The organism is Synechococcus sp. 60AY4M2, assembly GCF_002760375.1.
Taxonomy (GTDB): Bacteria; Cyanobacteriota; Cyanobacteriia; order Thermostichales; family Thermostichaceae; genus Thermostichus.
On record NZ_AUMZ01000001.1, the window covers coordinates 2568781 to 2586258 of the forward strand.

Annotated in this window: 13 protein-coding genes; 11 read left to right on the forward strand and 2 right to left on the reverse strand. The window is 58.5% G+C overall.

What is annotated here, in order from left to right:
• Positions 1-14: 14 nt before the first annotated feature.
• A complete protein-coding gene (locus SYN60AY4M2_RS11280) occupies positions 15-1322 on the reverse strand; it encodes a pitrilysin family protein (protein WP_011430985.1) in 1308 nt (435 codons plus the stop codon).
• Between the two features lie 114 nt (positions 1323-1436).
• Positions 1437-2627, reverse strand: a complete 1191-nt coding sequence (locus tag SYN60AY4M2_RS11285) for a site-2 protease family protein (protein WP_011430984.1) — start codon at positions 2625-2627, stop codon at positions 1437-1439.
• A 380-nt stretch (positions 2628-3007) separates the two neighbouring features.
• Here SYN60AY4M2_RS11285 and nrdJ point away from each other — a divergent pair, with 380 nt between their 5' ends.
• The 11 genes from nrdJ (at position 3008) to SYN60AY4M2_RS14245 (ending at position 17478) form a co-directional block, all read left to right on the forward strand.
• Positions 3008-6427 (forward strand): ribonucleoside-triphosphate reductase, adenosylcobalamin-dependent, encoded by a 3420-nt coding sequence (gene nrdJ, locus SYN60AY4M2_RS11290; RefSeq protein ID WP_240527837.1) that lies wholly within the window; start codon positions 3008-3010, stop codon positions 6425-6427.
• A 156-nt stretch (positions 6428-6583) separates the two neighbouring features.
• On the forward strand, positions 6584-7684 hold the full coding sequence (locus SYN60AY4M2_RS11295; protein WP_099812937.1) for an aspartyl protease family protein: 1101 nt from the start codon (positions 6584-6586) through the stop codon (positions 7682-7684).
• A gap of 58 nt (positions 7685-7742) precedes the next feature.
• On the forward strand, positions 7743-8219 hold the full coding sequence (locus SYN60AY4M2_RS11300) for a hypothetical protein (RefSeq protein ID WP_099812939.1): 477 nt from the start codon (positions 7743-7745) through the stop codon (positions 8217-8219).
• 64 nt (positions 8220-8283) lie between these two features.
• Positions 8284-10458, forward strand: coding sequence for an argonaute PAZ domain-containing protein (locus tag SYN60AY4M2_RS11305; RefSeq protein WP_099812941.1), 2175 nt, complete (start codon positions 8284-8286; stop codon positions 10456-10458).
• A gap of 70 nt (positions 10459-10528) precedes the next feature.
• Positions 10529-10711 (forward strand): hypothetical protein, encoded by a 183-nt coding sequence (locus SYN60AY4M2_RS11310; RefSeq protein ID WP_240527838.1) that lies wholly within the window; start codon positions 10529-10531, stop codon positions 10709-10711.
• 54 nt (positions 10712-10765) lie between these two features.
• The gene (locus SYN60AY4M2_RS11315) at positions 10766-11998 is read left to right on the forward strand and encodes a hypothetical protein (RefSeq protein ID WP_099812943.1); all 1233 of its coding nucleotides are present in this window, start codon (positions 10766-10768) and stop codon (positions 11996-11998) included.
• A 6-nt stretch (positions 11999-12004) separates the two neighbouring features.
• Positions 12005-12484, forward strand: a complete 480-nt coding sequence (locus tag SYN60AY4M2_RS11320) for an NUDIX domain-containing protein (RefSeq protein WP_099812945.1) — start codon at positions 12005-12007, stop codon at positions 12482-12484.
• Between the two features lie 385 nt (positions 12485-12869).
• Positions 12870-14114, forward strand: a complete 1245-nt coding sequence (locus tag SYN60AY4M2_RS11325) for a response regulator (protein ID WP_011434290.1) — start codon at positions 12870-12872, stop codon at positions 14112-14114.
• Between the two features lie 47 nt (positions 14115-14161).
• Positions 14162-14536: a response regulator gene (locus SYN60AY4M2_RS11330; RefSeq protein ID WP_011434291.1), complete on the forward strand. Its 375-nt coding sequence runs from the start codon at positions 14162-14164 to the stop codon at positions 14534-14536.
• A gap of 107 nt (positions 14537-14643) precedes the next feature.
• Entirely contained in the window at positions 14644-15192 is a 549-nt protein-coding gene (locus tag SYN60AY4M2_RS11335) for a chemotaxis protein CheW (protein WP_011430974.1), read from the forward strand.
• A gap of 48 nt (positions 15193-15240) precedes the next feature.
• Entirely contained in the window at positions 15241-17478 is a 2238-nt protein-coding gene (locus SYN60AY4M2_RS14245) for a methyl-accepting chemotaxis protein (protein WP_099812947.1), read from the forward strand.

The following is a 17478-nucleotide window of genomic DNA, read 5'->3' on the forward strand; positions in this document are numbered from 1 at the left end:
AGACTGAAAGGCCATCAACGGCAGGCCAGTTGCAGCTCCGAAGCCGCGGCAGCGTCAGAGGCAGCCGGCTTGAGCAGAGCGACCACGTAAGCCTGAGGGGAGAGATACTGCTGCGCCAGCTCGCGGATTTGCGCCGGAGTAAACGCTTGCAACAGCTCCAGGTACTCCTGCAGGCGCTGTACCCCAACCAGGGTCTCGTAGTAGCCGTAGAGGCTGGCCAGTTGACTGGGGGACTCGGCGGAGAAGAGCAGCTCGTGGGTGAGCATGCGCCGGGCGCGATCCAGCTCCGCTTGGCCAATGCCGTCCTGCTGTAACTTCTCGATCTCGTGCAGGATGGTTGACTCCACCTGTGCCAAATCCTCTACCTCCAGTTGAGCGCTGATGCAAAAGAGCCCCCCCTCCTTCAGCACCAGCGAAGAGCAGCCGATAGCCCTCACCCAGCCCCGCTGCTCGCGCAACAGATGCACCAGCCGCGAACTACGGCCCTCCCCCAGCACTACGGCCAACAGCTCTAGGCCGCACACCTGCTCCCAGGCGTCGAGGCTGACAGTGGGCCAGGCTAATTTCAGGCGGGCCTCTTCTGCGCGGGCGTGGGCGCTTTCGCGGCGCAGAACCCCCTGCGGGCGGGGCTGAGGAGAGATCGGAGGGGCAATCCAACCAGGGCCACCGGCGGAGCCGCCAAACTCCTTTTCCACCAAGGCCAGAGCTCGCTCAGGATCAATGCCTCCCGTCACCACCACCGTCATGAATTCGGGTCGGTACCAGCCGCGGTGGTAGGCGCGTAGTAGCTCTGGGGTCAACCCCATCAGGCTTGCCGGCGTGCCCAGCACAGGTCGCCCATAGGGGTGCTCCACCCCAAAGGCAGTTTCCATGAGGAGCTGATAGGCGGTGTAGCCCAGGTTGTCAGCAGCGCGGCGAATCTCCTCCAAAATCACCTGCTGCTCTTGCTCAAACTCCTGATCGGGGATCCCGGCCCGCAACACTGCCTCCGCCAGATAGGGCAAAGTCTCCGGCAGATCGGCGGCAGCTACTGTCATGTAGTAGTGGGTGTAATCCTGGCCAGTAGCAGCGTTGGCAATTCCCCCCCGGCCCTCGATGGCCCGATCCAGCTCGCCGGGGGCCAGTCGCTCGCTGCCCTTGAAGACCATGTGCTCCAGAAAATGGGAGATGCCTAGCCACTCTGGTGGCTCGTTGCGCCCGCCTGTCCGAACCCAGACATCGACAGTTGCAGAATCGGCAATTGGGATAGGGTGAAGAATGACGCCCAGCCCGTTGCTCAGGCAATAGGTATGGGCAGGCAAAAGACGGTGTGTGCGATTCAAAATTCTTAATCGATAGAGATCATCCTTAATCTTATTAAATCTTAACGACGAAAGCCGCTCAAGACAGTATGTGAGGTCACCTTTCATCAAAAACCTGCCACAGCCCCTCTCTCGTCACGCTTGCTGCTGTGGATTAGGGGATCCCTCGCCGGCGAGGTTTTCTTCTACCTGGAAGCCAGGGGGCCATTCTTCGCTGTCGCGCAGCCTCTGCACCACCTCCTGGGGCAGTACCACCCCCAACTCCCGCGCCGCCACCGCTACCACATCGCCGCGGTCGATCAAGCCGGCAATGGCGCCGCTGGGGGTGAAGACCAGAATGCGGCGCGGCTCTGCCTGGCGCATCATCTGAATCACCTGGGGGATGGGGGTTTCCTCTTGCACCCCCTGCAGTTGCTCCATCGGCTTGAGAATGGCTTTGAGGGTGAGGTGATCCCACTGGCTACGCTCGATGTCGTTGAGCAGTTCCGGCCTGACCAGGCCGCGGTAGCGGCCATCTTCTTCGGCAAAATAAACGTCCGCTGGCTGAGCTGGGGCTTCCGGCCTGAGGGAAGAAGGCACCAGGTAGCGATCGACAAACTCCCGCAGGCTCATGCCCGCATCCACCACCCGAAACCGGCGGGTCATCACATCCGCAGCTTTTAGGCGGGCCAGCACCTGCTGCAGTTGCGCATACTGCTCATAGCGGCGGGCGCTGTTGACGATAAATAGGCCAATCAGGCCTATCCACAGGCCGTTGAGGCTCCCTAAGAACACCACCCACAACCCCAGGGCCACCAACCCCCAGCCTACCCCTTGCCCAGCGCGAGCCGCCCACAGCATGCCCTTTTGCCGATCCCCTGTCCAACCCCAGATCGCCGCTTTGAGCATCTGCCCCCCATCCAGGGGCAGTCCCGGCAGCAGATTAAACAGGGCAATCATTAGGTTGATGGCAGCCAGGCTGGCGAGGGTTGAGGTCAGGGGCGACCCCGGCCCAGCCCAAGCTCCGGCCACGCTAAAGAGGACAAACAAGCCCAAACTGAGAAGGGGCCCTGCCAGGGCCACCCAAAAAGCGCCCAGGGGACGGGGGACTTCCCGCTCAATGGCCGCCATGCCGCCAAAGATGAACAGGGTGATGGAACTCACCCGTACCCCATAGGCGCGGGCCACCAGGCTGTGGGCCAGCTCGTGAGCCAGCAAAGAGAGAAACAGCCCCAGGGCCGTCACCACGCCATAGGAGAGCACCAGCAACAGGGCCGCCGGAAACCAGGTGTAGTCAAGGAAGAGGGGGATCCCCCACAGGCTACCGATGCGCAGGCGACTGGTCATGGCGATGCAACTCCTTACAAAGCTCTTACTTGGGAGAAGGCCCAGGAAGGTGCCATTGCAGACTTGACGTGGGATCCCTCTTTTCCACTGTAGCCCTTTTGCCTGGTCTTCCTTCCCCACCCGCCGCCGCCAGCCCAGGGGAACAGCGGGGGGAGGTAACCGAGCTTGCCCTATCCCTAGGGGATCCTGAGGAGTTGCCTAGAGAACACCACCACCTACAACACCAGGCTTCTGAAGATTGTGATAACGTGGTTGGGCATTGGCTCGGCAGGGTTGTAAACCGGCGCTCAAAGGAGCTTTCCCAAAGGCAGCTTTGCAGAAGGGGTGTAACTATGGTTCAGAGCAAGGAAGCACATTCTCCGGCAATCCAGGGACTTGGTATGGGCTCCCTGGGCGAATTTCCAGCCACGGCCCCGGCGGCTGCCCCCGTGTTCTACCGTACCTACAGTCGGCGTCGCCCAGATAGCAGCCGCGAGACCTGGAGCGACGTCTGCGATCGCACCCTGGCTGACATTGCCCGCTTAGGGCGTTTTACTCCCCAAGAGCGGGAGCTGGTGGAACGTCTGCAGCGGCAGTTGAAGGCCTTGATCTCCGGTCGGGCCCTGTGGGTGATGGGCACCGAGTGGATCCAGAAGCCGGAAAACTACTCCGGTGCCTACAACTGCACCAGCCTCACCGTGGTGGACTGGCGCTCTTTTGGCCTGATGATGGATTTGGCCATGATGGGCTGCGGCACGGGGGCGGTGCTGGAGCCCCAGTTCATCAACCGCTTGCCCCCCATCCTCAACCGCCTGCAGGTGCAGGTGGTGGGATCCATCGGCGCCACGCCGCGGCATTCTCGGCAGGAGCACACCCCCATCCAGCGGCAGGGATCCCGGGTGCACATCCAGGTGGGGGATAGCCGGCGGGGCTGGGTGGAGTCCTACCAGGCGCTGCTGGAGCTGGCGGCGGATCCCAGTTTTGGGGGTCAGGTGGAGGTGACGGTGGATCTCAGCCATGTGCGCCCCGCTGGGGAGCGGCTAAAAGGGTTTGGGGGCGTGGCCAACCCCATCAAGCTGCCCGGCTTGTACCAGCGCTGTGCCGCCATCCTCAACAAAGCCGTGGGCAGGCAACTGAACTCGGTGGAGTGCTGCCTGCTCATTGATGAGGCGGCCGCAACGGTGGTGGCGGGGAATATCCGCCGTAGTGCAGGTATGCGCCAGTTTGCCGCCGACGACGAGCTGGGATCTAGCGCCAAAGACAATCTCTGGCAGCAGGACGAGCAGGGCAACTGGAGAATTGACCCTGAGCGAGATGCCCTGCGCATGGCCAACCACACCCGGGTATTTCACCGCAAGCCAACGCGGGAAGAGTGCATTGCTGCCGTGCGCAAGCAGTTTTACTCCGGCGAGGGGGCTATCCAGTGGGCTGGGGAAGCCGTAGCGCGGGCCAACGCCGACCTAATCAACACCCCCGAGCTGAAGCGGGAGTTCCTCAACGTCTATGCCTCGGAGGGACCCGAGGGAGCTAGGCGCTGGATAGAGGAGCGGCAGGCAGCTAGTAGCTCTCCGTCTGTCCAACCGCCAACGTGGCATAGGGTGCAACGGTATGGGCTGAACCCCTGCGTTACCGCAGACACTTGGATCCACACGGGCGACGGCCCGCGCCAGGTGAAAGACCTTATTGGCAAGCAGCACAGCACCTACGTCAACGGCGAGCTATTCAGCACGACCCCAGAGGGGTTTTTCTACTCCGGCACCAAGCCCGTGCTCAAGCTGGTGACCCAGGAGGGATTTTCTCTTCGGCTGACGGGCAACCATCGTGTTCTCAAAGTCATTGCCCAGACTCCAAAGGCGCAATACACGGAATGGGTGCCGGCAGAAGGGCTCCGCCCGGGCGACCGCATTCTGCTGCACAACCATCGCGACCTAGCCCCCTGGGATGGTGAGGGGACCTGGGAGGAAGGCTGGCTCTTGGGGAATTTGCTGGGCGACGGCAGCCTTGCCACAACCCAGTGGAATGACACGGCTGTACTGCGCTATTGGCAGGATACGCAGCAGGAGATGAGCCTCCATGCGGCTCAGTTGTTGCAGGCTGCGGTAGGGTACGAACCTCGCCGGCCAGAGACCTATTATCACCCCAAGCTGAAGTGCCGGGTTATCCATTCCACCGGCTTGGCGAAACTGGCAGCTAAGTTCGGCATGGCTCCAGGACAGAAGCAAATGACTGCGGCACTGGAAGCCACAAGCTTTGATTTCCACCGCGGCTTTTTGTGCGGCCTGTTTGACGCAGACGGCAGTGTGCAGGGCGGTCAAGAGAAGGGAGTTAGTGTGCGGCTTTCCCAAAGCAACCTGGACACCCTCAAAGCTGTGCAGCGCATGCTGGCGCGTCTAGGGATTGTCTCGGTCATCTACGAGAATCGCCGTCCCGCTGGGTATCGTCTGCTGCCTGATAGCAAGCGCCAGCCAGCCCCCTACGCCTGCCAGGTGCAGCACGAGCTGGTCATTAGCGGGGACAACCTGCACCAGTTTCAGGCAGTGGTGGGCTTTCGAGAACCGCGCAAAGCTCAGAAGCTAGGTGAACTGCTCGGCAGCTACCAGCGCCGGCTCAACCGGGAGCGGTTTACGGTTACAGTTGCAGCCCTGGAGCCTGACGGCGTGGAACCGGTCTATGACTGCACCGTGCCCGGCCCAAGCTGCTTTGATGCCAATGGGTTGGTTGTCCACAACTGCGGTGAGATCATCGGATGCGACTTCCACTGCAATCTGGCCGAGATCCACCTCAACCGGCTAGATCCCCACAACCGCCAGGAGCAAGAGGAGGCCTTTACGGCAGGGGCCCTGTCGGCTGCGGCGCTATTGCACCACCGCTTTGTTGAGCCCCGCTTCCAGCGCTCGCGGGAGTGGGATCCCATCGTGGGCGTCTCGTTTACTGGTCTATTTGACTTTTGCGTCAAAGCCTTTGGGGTGGACTGGCTGCGCTGGTGGCAGGAAGGGAGGCCCGATACGCCTCTGGGGCGGGAGTTTAAGCAGCAGGAGCGGGAATACCTCAGCTTCTGGAAGGAGGTCGTTCACCGCGTGGTTTGGGACTACTGCGACCGTCACGGGTTGCGCCGCCCCAACCGCTGCACCACTGTTCAGCCCGCCGGCACCAAGTCCCTGCTCACCAACGCCTCCCCCGGCTGGCACCCGCCCAAGGCCCAGCGCTACATCCGCCGCATCACCTTTGCCAAAAACGACCCCGTGGCCCTCGCCTGTCTGGACTACGGCTACTCGGTGGTGCCCGCCCAGTCTGATAAGGATGAAAACGGCAACCTGCTCAACGACCCCTTTGATCCCCGCTGCACCGAGTGGCTGGTGGAGCTGCCGGTGGAGGTGGAGTGGGCCAACTTGCCCGGCGCTGAGGAGATTGAGATTGAGCGCTTTTCTGCCCTGGCCCAGTTCGACTTCTACATGCAGGTGCAAAAGTACTACACCACCCACAACACCTCGGCCACCCTCGAGCTGCGGGAGGACGAGATCGAGGCGCTGGGATCCCGCATTTACGAGGCCATCCGCGACGACGAGGGCTACATCAGCGCAGCACTGCTGGCCCGCTTCGACGCTCCCTTCCCCCGCTTGCCCTTCGAGAAAATCGACAAGGCCACCTACGAGCGGCTGATGGCCGAGGTCAAGCAAAGACGAAAGACCGACAACTTTTACGAGGCGCTGGCGCGCTATGACCGCAACCTCGCCCTAACCGCGGAGGGTCCAGCAGGGTGTGATGCCCTCGGCTGTCTGATGCCGGAGGCTAGCCCGCAGGGCGAGAACCCGTCCCGTTAGCAGAAGGGGGGATCCCGCCTCGGGCTCTGGCTACACTGTTCTTGGCCGGGAATCCGAGCACTGCGCGCCTTGGCAGCCCCCTCGGCAAGCTAGGGGCAGGGGGGGTTGGCACGGTCCGGTTTTCCCTGCTCGAGCGTTTGGTGGCTGGAGGATCTGATGCAGACAGGAGCGCAGCTCCCGAGGAAAGCCTGGACGGTGGAAATCTGGCGCAGGCTAAGGGGGCTGGTGCTGGCGCTGGTGGTGCTGCTGGGGATCGCCTGTTCTAGCCTCAAGGGCTCTGGGACCTCCCCTCCTGGATTGATCCCTCCTCCGCCTGAGCCGGGCAGCCGGTCGATTCCTCTAGCGGTGCGCACTCTGGGCACCAGCCGCTTTAAGTTGCTGGGCTTGACAGTGGGTGTGGCTGGAAGCGAGGCTGAAGTGCTTCTGGATACCGGCTCAGCGGGGCTGCGTATTCTGTCGTCGGTGGCAGGGCGCTTTGGCTTAGAGCGGACGGGGATCCCTTCCACGGTAACCTTCGCTGATGGCACGCGATTTATTGGCGTGCTGGCTCGCGCTCCCTTCAGCTTGGGTGGGATCCAGAGCCGAGAGCCGGTCACGATTCAGTTGATTGACCAAATCACCTGTGTGGAGCCGCTGGTGGCCAGCTGTTCCGACAGGCTGTTTGGACCAGGGCGGCCCTTTGCTGGGATCCTGGGCACCTCTTTGGACGAACGCAGCCCTGACCGCGACCTGTTTAGCCCTCTCACTCGCCTGCCGGGCAATTTTCGCTCGGGGTACATCATCCAAACCGGCGGCTTTGAGTCTGCTCAGGGCCTTTTCACCGTCGGCCTGACCGAGGCCAACACCGCTGGCTTCAGTTTTCGGCCACTGCCCCAGGTGGGTAGCTTTCCCGATGGCACGCCCATCTGGCGGGATGAAGCTCTGCAAGTGGCCTACCGCATCAGCAATACTTCTATCCAAAATGTCCTCAGCCCCACCGTATTTGACAGCGGCGCTTCCGACATCTTCCTCAACGTTCGACTGTTGGGATCCGCTCCTTTTCCCACCGCCACCCTACCCCCAGGCTCGGAGTGGCGAGCTGTGCTGGGAGGAGCCTTTGACTACCGCATCCGGGTTGGCTTTCCGGTAACGCCCAGCCGGGATCGGATCTTTGTCAACGGCAACCAGAGCGTGCAACTGTTGGGCATGCCCCTGTTTTTCAACGCCGACGTTGCTTTCGATAGTGAACGTGGTCGGATTGGCTTTCGCCTGCGTTGAGACGAAGTTGTTTTCAACATCCAAAAGCATTGGGATCACTTGCGGAGAAGAACTTGCCATGTTCGGCCGAGCCTTGAAAACCGGGAACAGCACGCTGCACAGATGGCCTTGGGTTTGGGGGCTACTGCTGCTCTGTTGGCTAGGGCTGAGCGGGCCGGCTTGGTCGATCAGCTTAGGGGATCCCTTGCCCGAATGGGCACAGCCCATGCCGGTGGGGCGACAGCGCTTGCGCGGGGTGGAGCAATACCGCGGCCAGGAACAAATCCGCGCCTATGGCAACGAAGCAGGACGGGTGTTTTGGATTCAAATCAACAGCAGCGCTGACTTGCCCCCGGATTACCGAGACTATTTGGGCGAATACCAACAATTTCTGGTAGAAGCTGTAGAAGTGGTGCCGTTGCGAGCCCGACGGCTGCGCTTCCGCCAGGGAAATCGCAGCGCCGAGTGGCAGGTGGTGGGCATGAGCGGTCGGTTTCAGGCGGAGGCGATCAGCAGAGATTTGGCTCCGCCAGGGTTGTTTGGAGATCCCTCGTGAAGAGCAGGAGAATTAGAGCTTATCCTAGAGATCCTAGAGAGAAACTTGAAACTAGAGTCTGCCAATGAATTTACTCCAGAAGAAAGTTGAGGTTACTCTTAATCGCTTCTTCGTTAAGAGGCTAACTCAGGAGGATCTCACCTTCTACGGATACCATTGCAAGCCAAACCCTCTCCCCGCTCCGGGGGAAGAGCACAAAGCCCTCGCAAGGGTTTGTAATCAGCTAGGTGTAGTGGCTGTTCCTCTAGAGGGCTGCATTATAGCCCGGGAAAAGGTTGACCCCGATAAACTTAAGACAAAGGACGGGGAACTAGAGGAAATTGGACAGAGAGTTCTAAACTGCACCAATGTCCAAGAAAAAGATGCCCTCGAAAGCTTTGAGCGTAGGAGGCTACGGCTGTGTCTCAAATCTTTGTACTCTGGGAAAACCGAAGTTGAAACATCAGGAGGCAGCTTACTTTGGTGGAAGAAGGAAGAAGTTGATTGTGGAGAGGGTTGGAAAATCCACGAAGGAAGAAGAATAGATGTTGTTGTCAACCAGGACAGTGAGCTGTACATAGAGATAGATGTTCAGTACCATTTCTACACGCCATGGACCTTGCATGAGTGGCTTGAGAACTATCCAGATGTCCCGATCCAGTGGGTCCAGAATACATACGATAAACGCCAGACTTGGGAATATCTGGGTATCCTTTCCAAACAGTCGCCGTGGGAGATTCAATTGCCAGAGCTGAACATGAGTCTAGCGGAGTATCATTTGCAGAAGCACAGTGCACCTAGAGAGGAAGTGGAAAGCTCCTGGGTAGTCAAAGTATCTTCAGGTCGAGGGTGTTTTCCCCATCTGTCTCGAAGGCTATCGCCTGTCTTAACTTTGGAGATGCTGGCCAGCATAGAAGATGCTAGAAATCCTGGTAAAAAAGTCAGTGCTTCGGTCATCGAGCATTTTAGAAAAAGTTTAGAATATAGACTTCAAGAGTCTAAAAAAGTTGCAGAGACTATCATAAGAAGAATCTACAAATCTCCCATTGCTCAAGAGAGAATTCAGCCTCTGAAAATAGAGGGCTATATCCTGCCAAGGCCAAGACTACTGGGTCGCAACAATCAAGCAATCGAGAACCCAGCCAGAGTTAGGTACAAAGGATGTGCAAGGGTTGGCGAGACAAAGTTTGGACTTCTAAATCTTGACGATAATAAACATGAGTATCCTACTGAGGTTCGCAAGTGCCTACTTGAAGTAGCTAAAAAGAGCGGAGCAAGAGTTGAAATAGACTTTTACGCAACCCGTCAAGATTTACCTGAAGGCGACCTTGCTCAACAGAGGTTTTGGCAAAGCTGGGCCGACAAAGGGATCAAAACTGTTCTGGTTGTCATGCCCTTGTCGCCTGATGAGCACAAGCAAAAGATCCGCTTGCAAGCACTTCGAGCAGGAATAGCAACTCAGTTTATGATTCCTGGAGCTGACCCCTACAAAGCTCTAAATGTCGTACTAGGACTTCTGTGTAAAGCTGCGTGGCAACCCGTGTTGCTTGAACCCCTCGATCATCCTGAGTGCTCCGAGCTTACCATTGGTTTTGATGTGGGGACGAATCGAGAGCTTTACTACGGAACCTCTGCCTTCGCGGTACTGGCCAATGGTCAAAGCTTAGGCTGGGAGTTGCCCGATATACAAAGAGGAGAAACTTTTTCCGGCGAGGCAATTTATCAAACCGTGTCCAAGCTCGTCAATAGATTCTACAACAAATTTCATCGATACCCTAGAAAGGTTCTTTTGATGAGGGATGGCTTAGTTCAAAGAGGCGAATTTGATAAAACAATTGAGGAACTAAGAAAAGAAAAGATTGCTGTGGATATTGTTGGAGTGCGCAAAAGTGGCGCGGGAAGAATGGGGATTCAAGAAGAAGGCAGATATAAAGATGCTGCAATGGGCACTGTCATTTTTGACCATGAACGAAGGTCATTTATGCTCGTAACAAGCCAGCCTATTAAGAAGTCCTCGGTGCCAATTGGCAGCGCAAGACCGCTGCGAGTTGTCCATGAACACGGCAACACTCCTTTGGAAGTTCTGGCTATACAAACTTACCATCTCTCCCAGCTTCATCCTGCTAGTGGGTTTCAGCCTTGCAGGCTCCCTTGGGTGTTGCACTTTGCCGACAAAAGCAGTAAAGAGTTCCAGCGCATTGGCAACAGCATTTTTAGTGTGCTGCAGAACATAAACCGAGAGAAGTTGATTGCCGTCTAGCCAAGGGAGGGGATCCCCACCTGCCGGCCTTGCTAGGATTGGGGGGGTGGTTGGTGTTGCGGCTATGGAGATGAATGAGGTCTGGAAGACCTTTCTGAGCAACCCTGTTGTCTTCTGCGGGGGCTTTCTCAGCGGCCTGCTGCGTTTGGATGTAAGGCAGGATCCGCTGCGCAGTTGGCTAGAGTCGCAGGGCTTGAGGGTGGAGGATCCGCCGGCCTCCACGCAAGGCCCCCAGTCTATTGCCATTGAGTAGGCATGGAGACAGGAGAGAGCCTCCCCATTCAGCAAAGTAGGCCAAGGTGAGCTGATGCCCCCCGGACAATCTGTAAGAAGGTGGCGACGGCAGGGATCCCTCTATGGCTATCTGGGCGGGGTTGTGCTTTTGCTTGCGGGGCTAGTTGGCTTACCCTCAGCAGATTTGGCTTTGGCCCAAGCGGAGCTCATTTCCTCGAGAGGCTCTGACCAGGATCCCCAGCTTTGGCTGGAGCGCTACAACGCTGCTTTGAAGCAACTGCCCCCTTTGCCCAACTTGCAGTACCGCCAGCAGGTGCGGGTGGAGGGATCCCAAACCTTTACAGCCACCTTGGATGTGCTCTATTGCCGCGACGGCAGTTGGCAGGCTTGGGTAGCCGAGGGGGATCGTGTTCGCCTGTTGGATTCGCGGCAACTGGAAGCGGTGAACCAATCGGACTTGCTCAAGCTGTATTCCGTGTACGTGAGCCGGCCCGAAGCGCTCCTGCCCTCGGTGAGCTTTCATCTAGAGGCTGATCCCAGCCGCTACCGCGTCCTCTCCTCAGAACGGGTAACTCTGGCGGGATCCCCTGTCCAGCATCTGCGTTTAGAGCCTCTCCAAGAGGGCCAGGTGCGGGAGCTGTGGCTGGATCCGGAGTCGGGGCTGCCGCGGCAGGTGCTCTTGTTTTTGTCGGGGGTGTGGGGACAGGCCTATGCCCTGATAGGGTTTGCGGCAGTGCCGGATCCCCAGGCAGGGGTTAGCTACTGGCTGCCGGAGAGCACCCGCATCAATTTGGCCTACGGGTTTTGGACGCTGGAGGGCCTGACCCGCCGCCTGTTCAGGGGATCCCTTTCCATCCGGCACGACTACCAGGACTACCGCATCCTGCCGGAGGGGGTGCAGCTGCGCTTTTTGCCCTCGCAGCCGCCGGTGGATGCGCCGCCGGTGGTGGCCGGCCTGCCGGAGAGCACGCCCCCAGTGGAGCTAGGAGATGTGCAGGTTTTGGGGGTGGATGAGCAGGGAAACCAGCAATTTAGCATTGGCCTAGGCCGACGCAGCGAGGCCAAGACCCCCTTGGAAGACCGCATCGCCGCCTTTAACCTCACCCGACCGGCCAGCCGCAACGCCCTTACCCAGATCGATACCCTAGCCTTCTTGCCTTTGGGGAGCAGCCAGTTGCCTATCTACCTCTTTCAATTCGACACGGGTCGCCCTCTCTATCCCCTGCAAGGGGTGGAGCGCCCGCGGGTGGATCCCAACGGGGTTTTCGATCCCAGGCCGCCCGCCATCAAACTCTTTGGAGACTAGCTCCCCATGCTGACCGATGCCGCCTACGGCGTAATCCCGATCCTGCCCCTCCCGCCCGCCCAGGGATCCCATCTCTACCTGCTCATCCAGCATCAGAAGGGGCACTGGGCCTTTCCCAAAGGCCACAAAGATGAGGGGGAAAGCGACTTGGCGGCAGCCCAGCGGGAGTTGCGGGAAGAAACCGGCCTAACCGACTACCAGCTCCTGACCCTGCCCGGCCAGTCTGACCCTTTGACGCTGCAGGAAGCCTACACCTTTACGGATCCAGAGGGGAACCGAGTGGCCAAAACCGTTACCTACTACGTGGCCTTGTTGCCGCCCCAATTTCCTCCTCCGGCCCTGCAGGTGCAACCGGAGGAGGTGGCCGCCTACCGCTGGTGCTCCTACCCCGAGGCGTTGGAGCAGATCAGCTTTGAAGAAAGTCGCCAGCTCCTGCGCCGCTGCCAAGCCCACCTGGAGCAGCTTTGGAAATTGGAGAAGACCTAAATTCCGTATTTTTACGGAAGAGGTTTATCGGGGTTACCTTTATCTTGTCTTGCAGGCTTTCCGTGGGAAGTTCCCGAGTAAGAAAGCCAGCAGACAATCTGAGGGCTAGCCTTCACCTTTAGAGATTGGCTGATGAGCAATAGTCATCGATCTCCCCAGGAGGAGAGTTTTTCTGAATACGAATTGAACGCTGAAACTGCCTTTGAGTTCGTGCAGCCTTGGCCGTCTTGTTGGGCTTGGCTCATCTAAAGATCTCGTCTGGGTCAGGGCTGGGCTTGAACTGTATTCTGGAAAGCATTTTTTCACCGGCTTGTGGGGTAGCTAAGACTTCAGTCGTGTCATCAACCTCAGCGCAGGAAATTGTCCGAGCACGTCCTCTCGACCCATGAACCGTCCCCCCGTCTGTACAGAAGTCTCGGCCCATCTGCTGAACGCAGAGGTCAGCTTCACAGGAGTTGTTCGGTATTTCAGTGCCTTGGACAAAGGGGAGGGGCTGGGCACTTGGTCATTGGTGTTTCACCAAGGTCGCCTGGGGTTTGCTCACCACAGCTTGGAGCCCTTGGAGCGCTTGGATCGCCACCTGCGTCGGCTCAGCCATCAAGTCTTTTCTCTGACTCGCCAAAATTGCCTACGCATCCATCGGCAGGTGGAGGCGCTATTGGCTCAGGAGACTGGGCCTCTACCTGCAGACCTTCTGGGGCTGAGTTGGATGGTAACGGAGCAACTGCTGCCTTGGGAAGCTGCGCGCAGGTTGAATGCTTGGATCGGCGAGGAGGTGCTGCAAAATCTGTTGCTGGTTCCAGGGGGCTTTCAGCAGGAGATCATCCCACTGGACAACGTGCCCACCCTGGGCCAGTGGGATGGGGGATCCCTGCTCGACCTGATCCAAAAGCGGCTACGGGCATGGCAATCTTTGGGGCCTGAGATCACCTCCCCCTACCAACGGCCCTACTTTGCCAGCCGGGCCCAGGCAGAACGCCTTCCCGCCGAGCAACAGGAACGGCTAGGCCGGTTACTGAAGGGGTTTAGCTTCCGCCAGTTGAGCGCCCTTCTCGATCAAGACGACCTCCAGATCGCTCGCCGCCTACATCCTCTGGTCAAAGCCGGTATCCTTGTCCTGCGGGATCCCCAGCCCCCCTTTGATCGGCTGCCCAAAACCTACTCGGCCAAGCTTGAGACAGAATCACAGCCCTCAGAAACTCCCACCGTCCCTCTTCACCTGGCCAACGGGCTTGCAGATCTAGGCCCATCTCCCCAAGCCTCGAAAACCTGGATTGTGGCCTGTATTGACGACAGCGAAGCCATGCTCAGCGAGTTGCAGCGGTTGTTGGAAGGGCACAACCTGGTCATTCACACCATCAGCGACTCTTTGAAAGCCCTGATGAAGCTGACCACCCTCAAGCCAGATTTGATCCTGCTGGACGTGGGTATGCCCAACGTGGATGGCTACCAATTGTGCAGCCTCATCCGCAAATCCTCCGTGTTAAAGGATGTGCCGGTGGTGATGGTCACAGGCCACAAAGGTCTGATCGATCGGGTGAAGGCGCGCCTGGCCGGTGCCACCGATTACCTGACCAAGCCCTTTCGGCAGGAAGAATTGCTGCAGATGGTGTTTCGCTATCTCAGCTAGGGATCCCTCTAAAGGTTCGTCGAAAAAGAGATAAGGAGATGTCGATCATGGTGAAAGTTCTTGTGGTGGAAGATGTGGCCTCGGAGCGACAGCTCATCAGCGATTACCTCCGCTCAGAAGGCTATCAGGTGGTAGCGGTGGCCAACGCCCAAGAGGCATTGCAGCAGATCCGCAACGACAAACCCGATGTGGTGCTGACGGACTTGGTCATGGAAGGCATGAGCGGGCTGGAATTGTGCCGCCAAATCAAGAAAAACCCGGAAACCCAAAAGTTGCCCGTTGTGGCCTGTACTTCTAAAAATCAAGAGCTGGACAAACTCTGGGGCATGAAGCAAGGGATCGATCTTTATCTGACCAAGCCTTTTACCCGCGAAGACATTTTGCGGGCCGTGAAATCAGTAGTGCTCAGCCCGAGCTCATGATTTTTGCCACTCCTGTCCTTGCTGAGCTGCGCCTCCAGTTAGGATCCCTGTGATTATCACGAATTGTTCTTAGGAGATGTCTTAGAATTGGCAGAGCGAGAACGGCAATGGCGGTAGCTTTCTCCCCACACAGCCCTACTTCTACCCGTACCGGCGAGCTGTACTTACATCTACAGTTGGGGGTAGACTGTCGGGCCCTTTTGCCCATGGCATTTGCCCAGGAAGCTCTAATTGTTGGCCCGCACCACTTTACCCTTCTCCCCAACCAGCCCGCATGGGTGCTGGGCTTGTTCAACTATCGCAATCGCATTCTCTGGGGACTGGATCTGCCGCAATTTCTCGGCCTAGAGCCCTTGGACTTTGGGCAGCCCGAACACCACTTGGTGGTGATGCGCCCAGAATTTGGGGGCTCTGCATCGCCAGTGCGAACAGGCTTGGGCCTGGCAACCCAACACGTGAAAGGAGTAGCTCGAGTGCCCGCCGAGGAGATCCAACCCTTAACAAAAGCCCAGGCAGCACAAAACAACTTTCGACTGGAGAACTTCTACGACTCTTGCAAAGGGCTGGTGTTGGAAGGGGATGAGCCTCTCTGGGTGCTCGACCCTCTTGCCATTGTCCAAAAGCTCAACTCAGTTGATTCCTCGGCAAACCCTTGATCTTGGCGACCTTTTCCCCGACTTACCCTCACTTAAAGGCAAAATTCTATGGTTTCCTTCCGTCCCCTCTTTCTCAGGCCTGCTCCATCTTCCCGGCCCCAACGCAAAGTCGCGGGATCCCGCCTGGCCCTGGCAATCAGTTTTCCTCTGGGCATCAGCTCCCTGCTGTTTGCCGTCTCTGCCGGCAGCGTAGCCCGCACCTATTTCGAGTTCGAGCCGGCGATCTCGCGGCAGTTCACCCTGCAAAACCTGAGCGATCAGGTGATCTATTTGGATGAAGTCTTGACCATGTCTGCCCGCATGGCCGCTGCCAGCGGGGATCTGTCCTGGGAAGAGCGCTACAACATCCATGTCCCTCAGTTGGATGAGGTGCTGGCGGAGATTCAGCAATTGGATCCCGCCTCTTACGAAGCCTATGCAGCCAAAACCACAGCAGCCAACATCAAGCTGGTGGAGTGGGAAGTGCAGGCTTTTGATCTGATTCGGGCCGGCGAGCAGGAACGGGCTTTCAACTTGCTGCACAGCCCTGAGTACGAAGAGCAAAAGCGCATCTACGCCGAAGGGATCAACCAAACCCTGGAGGCCATTCGCAGCAACATTCAGGCCAGCGTCCAGCTTTACGAGCAAGAGCTGCTGCAGGCTTTGATCTTTTCCGGCATCAGCTTCCCGATTCTGCTGCTGAGCTGGGGGATCATTTTGATCCTGGTGCGCAACTTTGTGCGGGAACGCAACGCCACCTACGAGCGACAAGTTTCCGACACCCGACTGGCCCAGCGGTTTGCCGATATTGCCCGGATTCGCCAAGAGCAAGAGCTGATCGATCCCCTAACTGACTTGTTGGGCGAGATGCGCCAGCGCTTCGGTGCCGAACGAGTGGCCTTCTATCGCTTGACCGCTCCCGAAGAGGCGCAGGTTATCGCTGAATCTCACGACAGCCGCCTGCCCGACACCTTGGGCACCCTCCTCCGCAGGATCCCGGCTCCGATCCAGCAGGCTCTCCACGGCGGGCAAGTTTACGCTTTTGGCCCGGTGCCTAGGCCAGATCTGGGCGCCGACTACCTGCAGAGGCTGGCCACAGCCCAACTGAAAGCCGAGATGATAGCGCCGGTGGTGCGTGGCGATGAGCTTTACGGTTTTTTGGCAATAGGCCGCGCCCAAAGCCAGAGCTGGTCTGACGAAGAACAGAAAACCTTGGCAGAGCTGGCCAACCGCCTGGGTCAAGCTTTGGGTAACCTGGGGGCGCTGGAGCAAAAAGCCGTGGCCGCCCAGGAACGGGAGCGGTCGGAAGCGCTGCAAAGAGAGCTGCTGCAGCTTATCAGCGAGGTCAAAGAAGCCTCGCGGGGGGATCTCACGGTGCGGGCGCAGCTAACAGCCGGACAAGTTGGCATCATGGCGGACTTTTTCAACGTCATTATCGAGAGCTTGCGCGACATCGTGATTCAAGTGCAGCAGGCCGCCGGTCAAGTCAACCAATCCATTGTTCGTGACGAGGCAGCCATTCGCGAGTTGGCCGAAGCCGCTCTCCGACAGGCCACCCAAATCGAAGAGACCTTGCGCTCTGTCGAGCAAATGACGCTCTCAATCGAGGAGGTAGCCGATAAAGCCCAACAGGCCGCCACCGTTGCCGAATCTGCCGCCGCCACGGCCATCAACAGCAGCTTGACTATGGATCGCACAGTGCAAAACATCCTGCAACTGCGGGAAACGGTGGCCGAAACGGCCAAGAAGGTGAAGCGGCTGGGGGAATCTTCCCAGCAGATTTCCAAGGTGGTGTCCTTGATCAACCAGATTGCGCTGAAAACCAACCTCTTGGCGGTGAACGCCAGTATCGAGGCAGCCCGTGCCGGCGAAGAAGGGCGAGGTTTTGCGGTGGTCGCCGAGGAAGTCGGGGCACTGGCGGCCCAGTCGGCAGAAGCCACCCGCGAGATCGAGCGCATTGTGGAAGGGATCCAACGGGAAACCGGCGAGGTGGTACAGGCGATGGAAACCAGCACCGGCCAGGTGGTGGAGGGAACCCGCTTGGTGGAAGCAGCCAAGCAGAGCCTGGGACAAATTGTGGAAGTCTCGCGGCAGGTGAACCAGCTCTTTCAGGCCATTGCCCGCTCCACCGATGCCCAGGCAGATGCATCTCAAACGGTGCGCCAGTTGATGCAGCAAATCGCCAACATTGCCGCCCAGACGGCGGCAGCCTCGCAGCAGGTGGCCAACTCTCTCCAGGCTACGGTGGCGGTTGCCCGTCAGTTGCAGACTTCTGTGTCCACCTTCAAGGTGGGGGAGGCGGTTTAG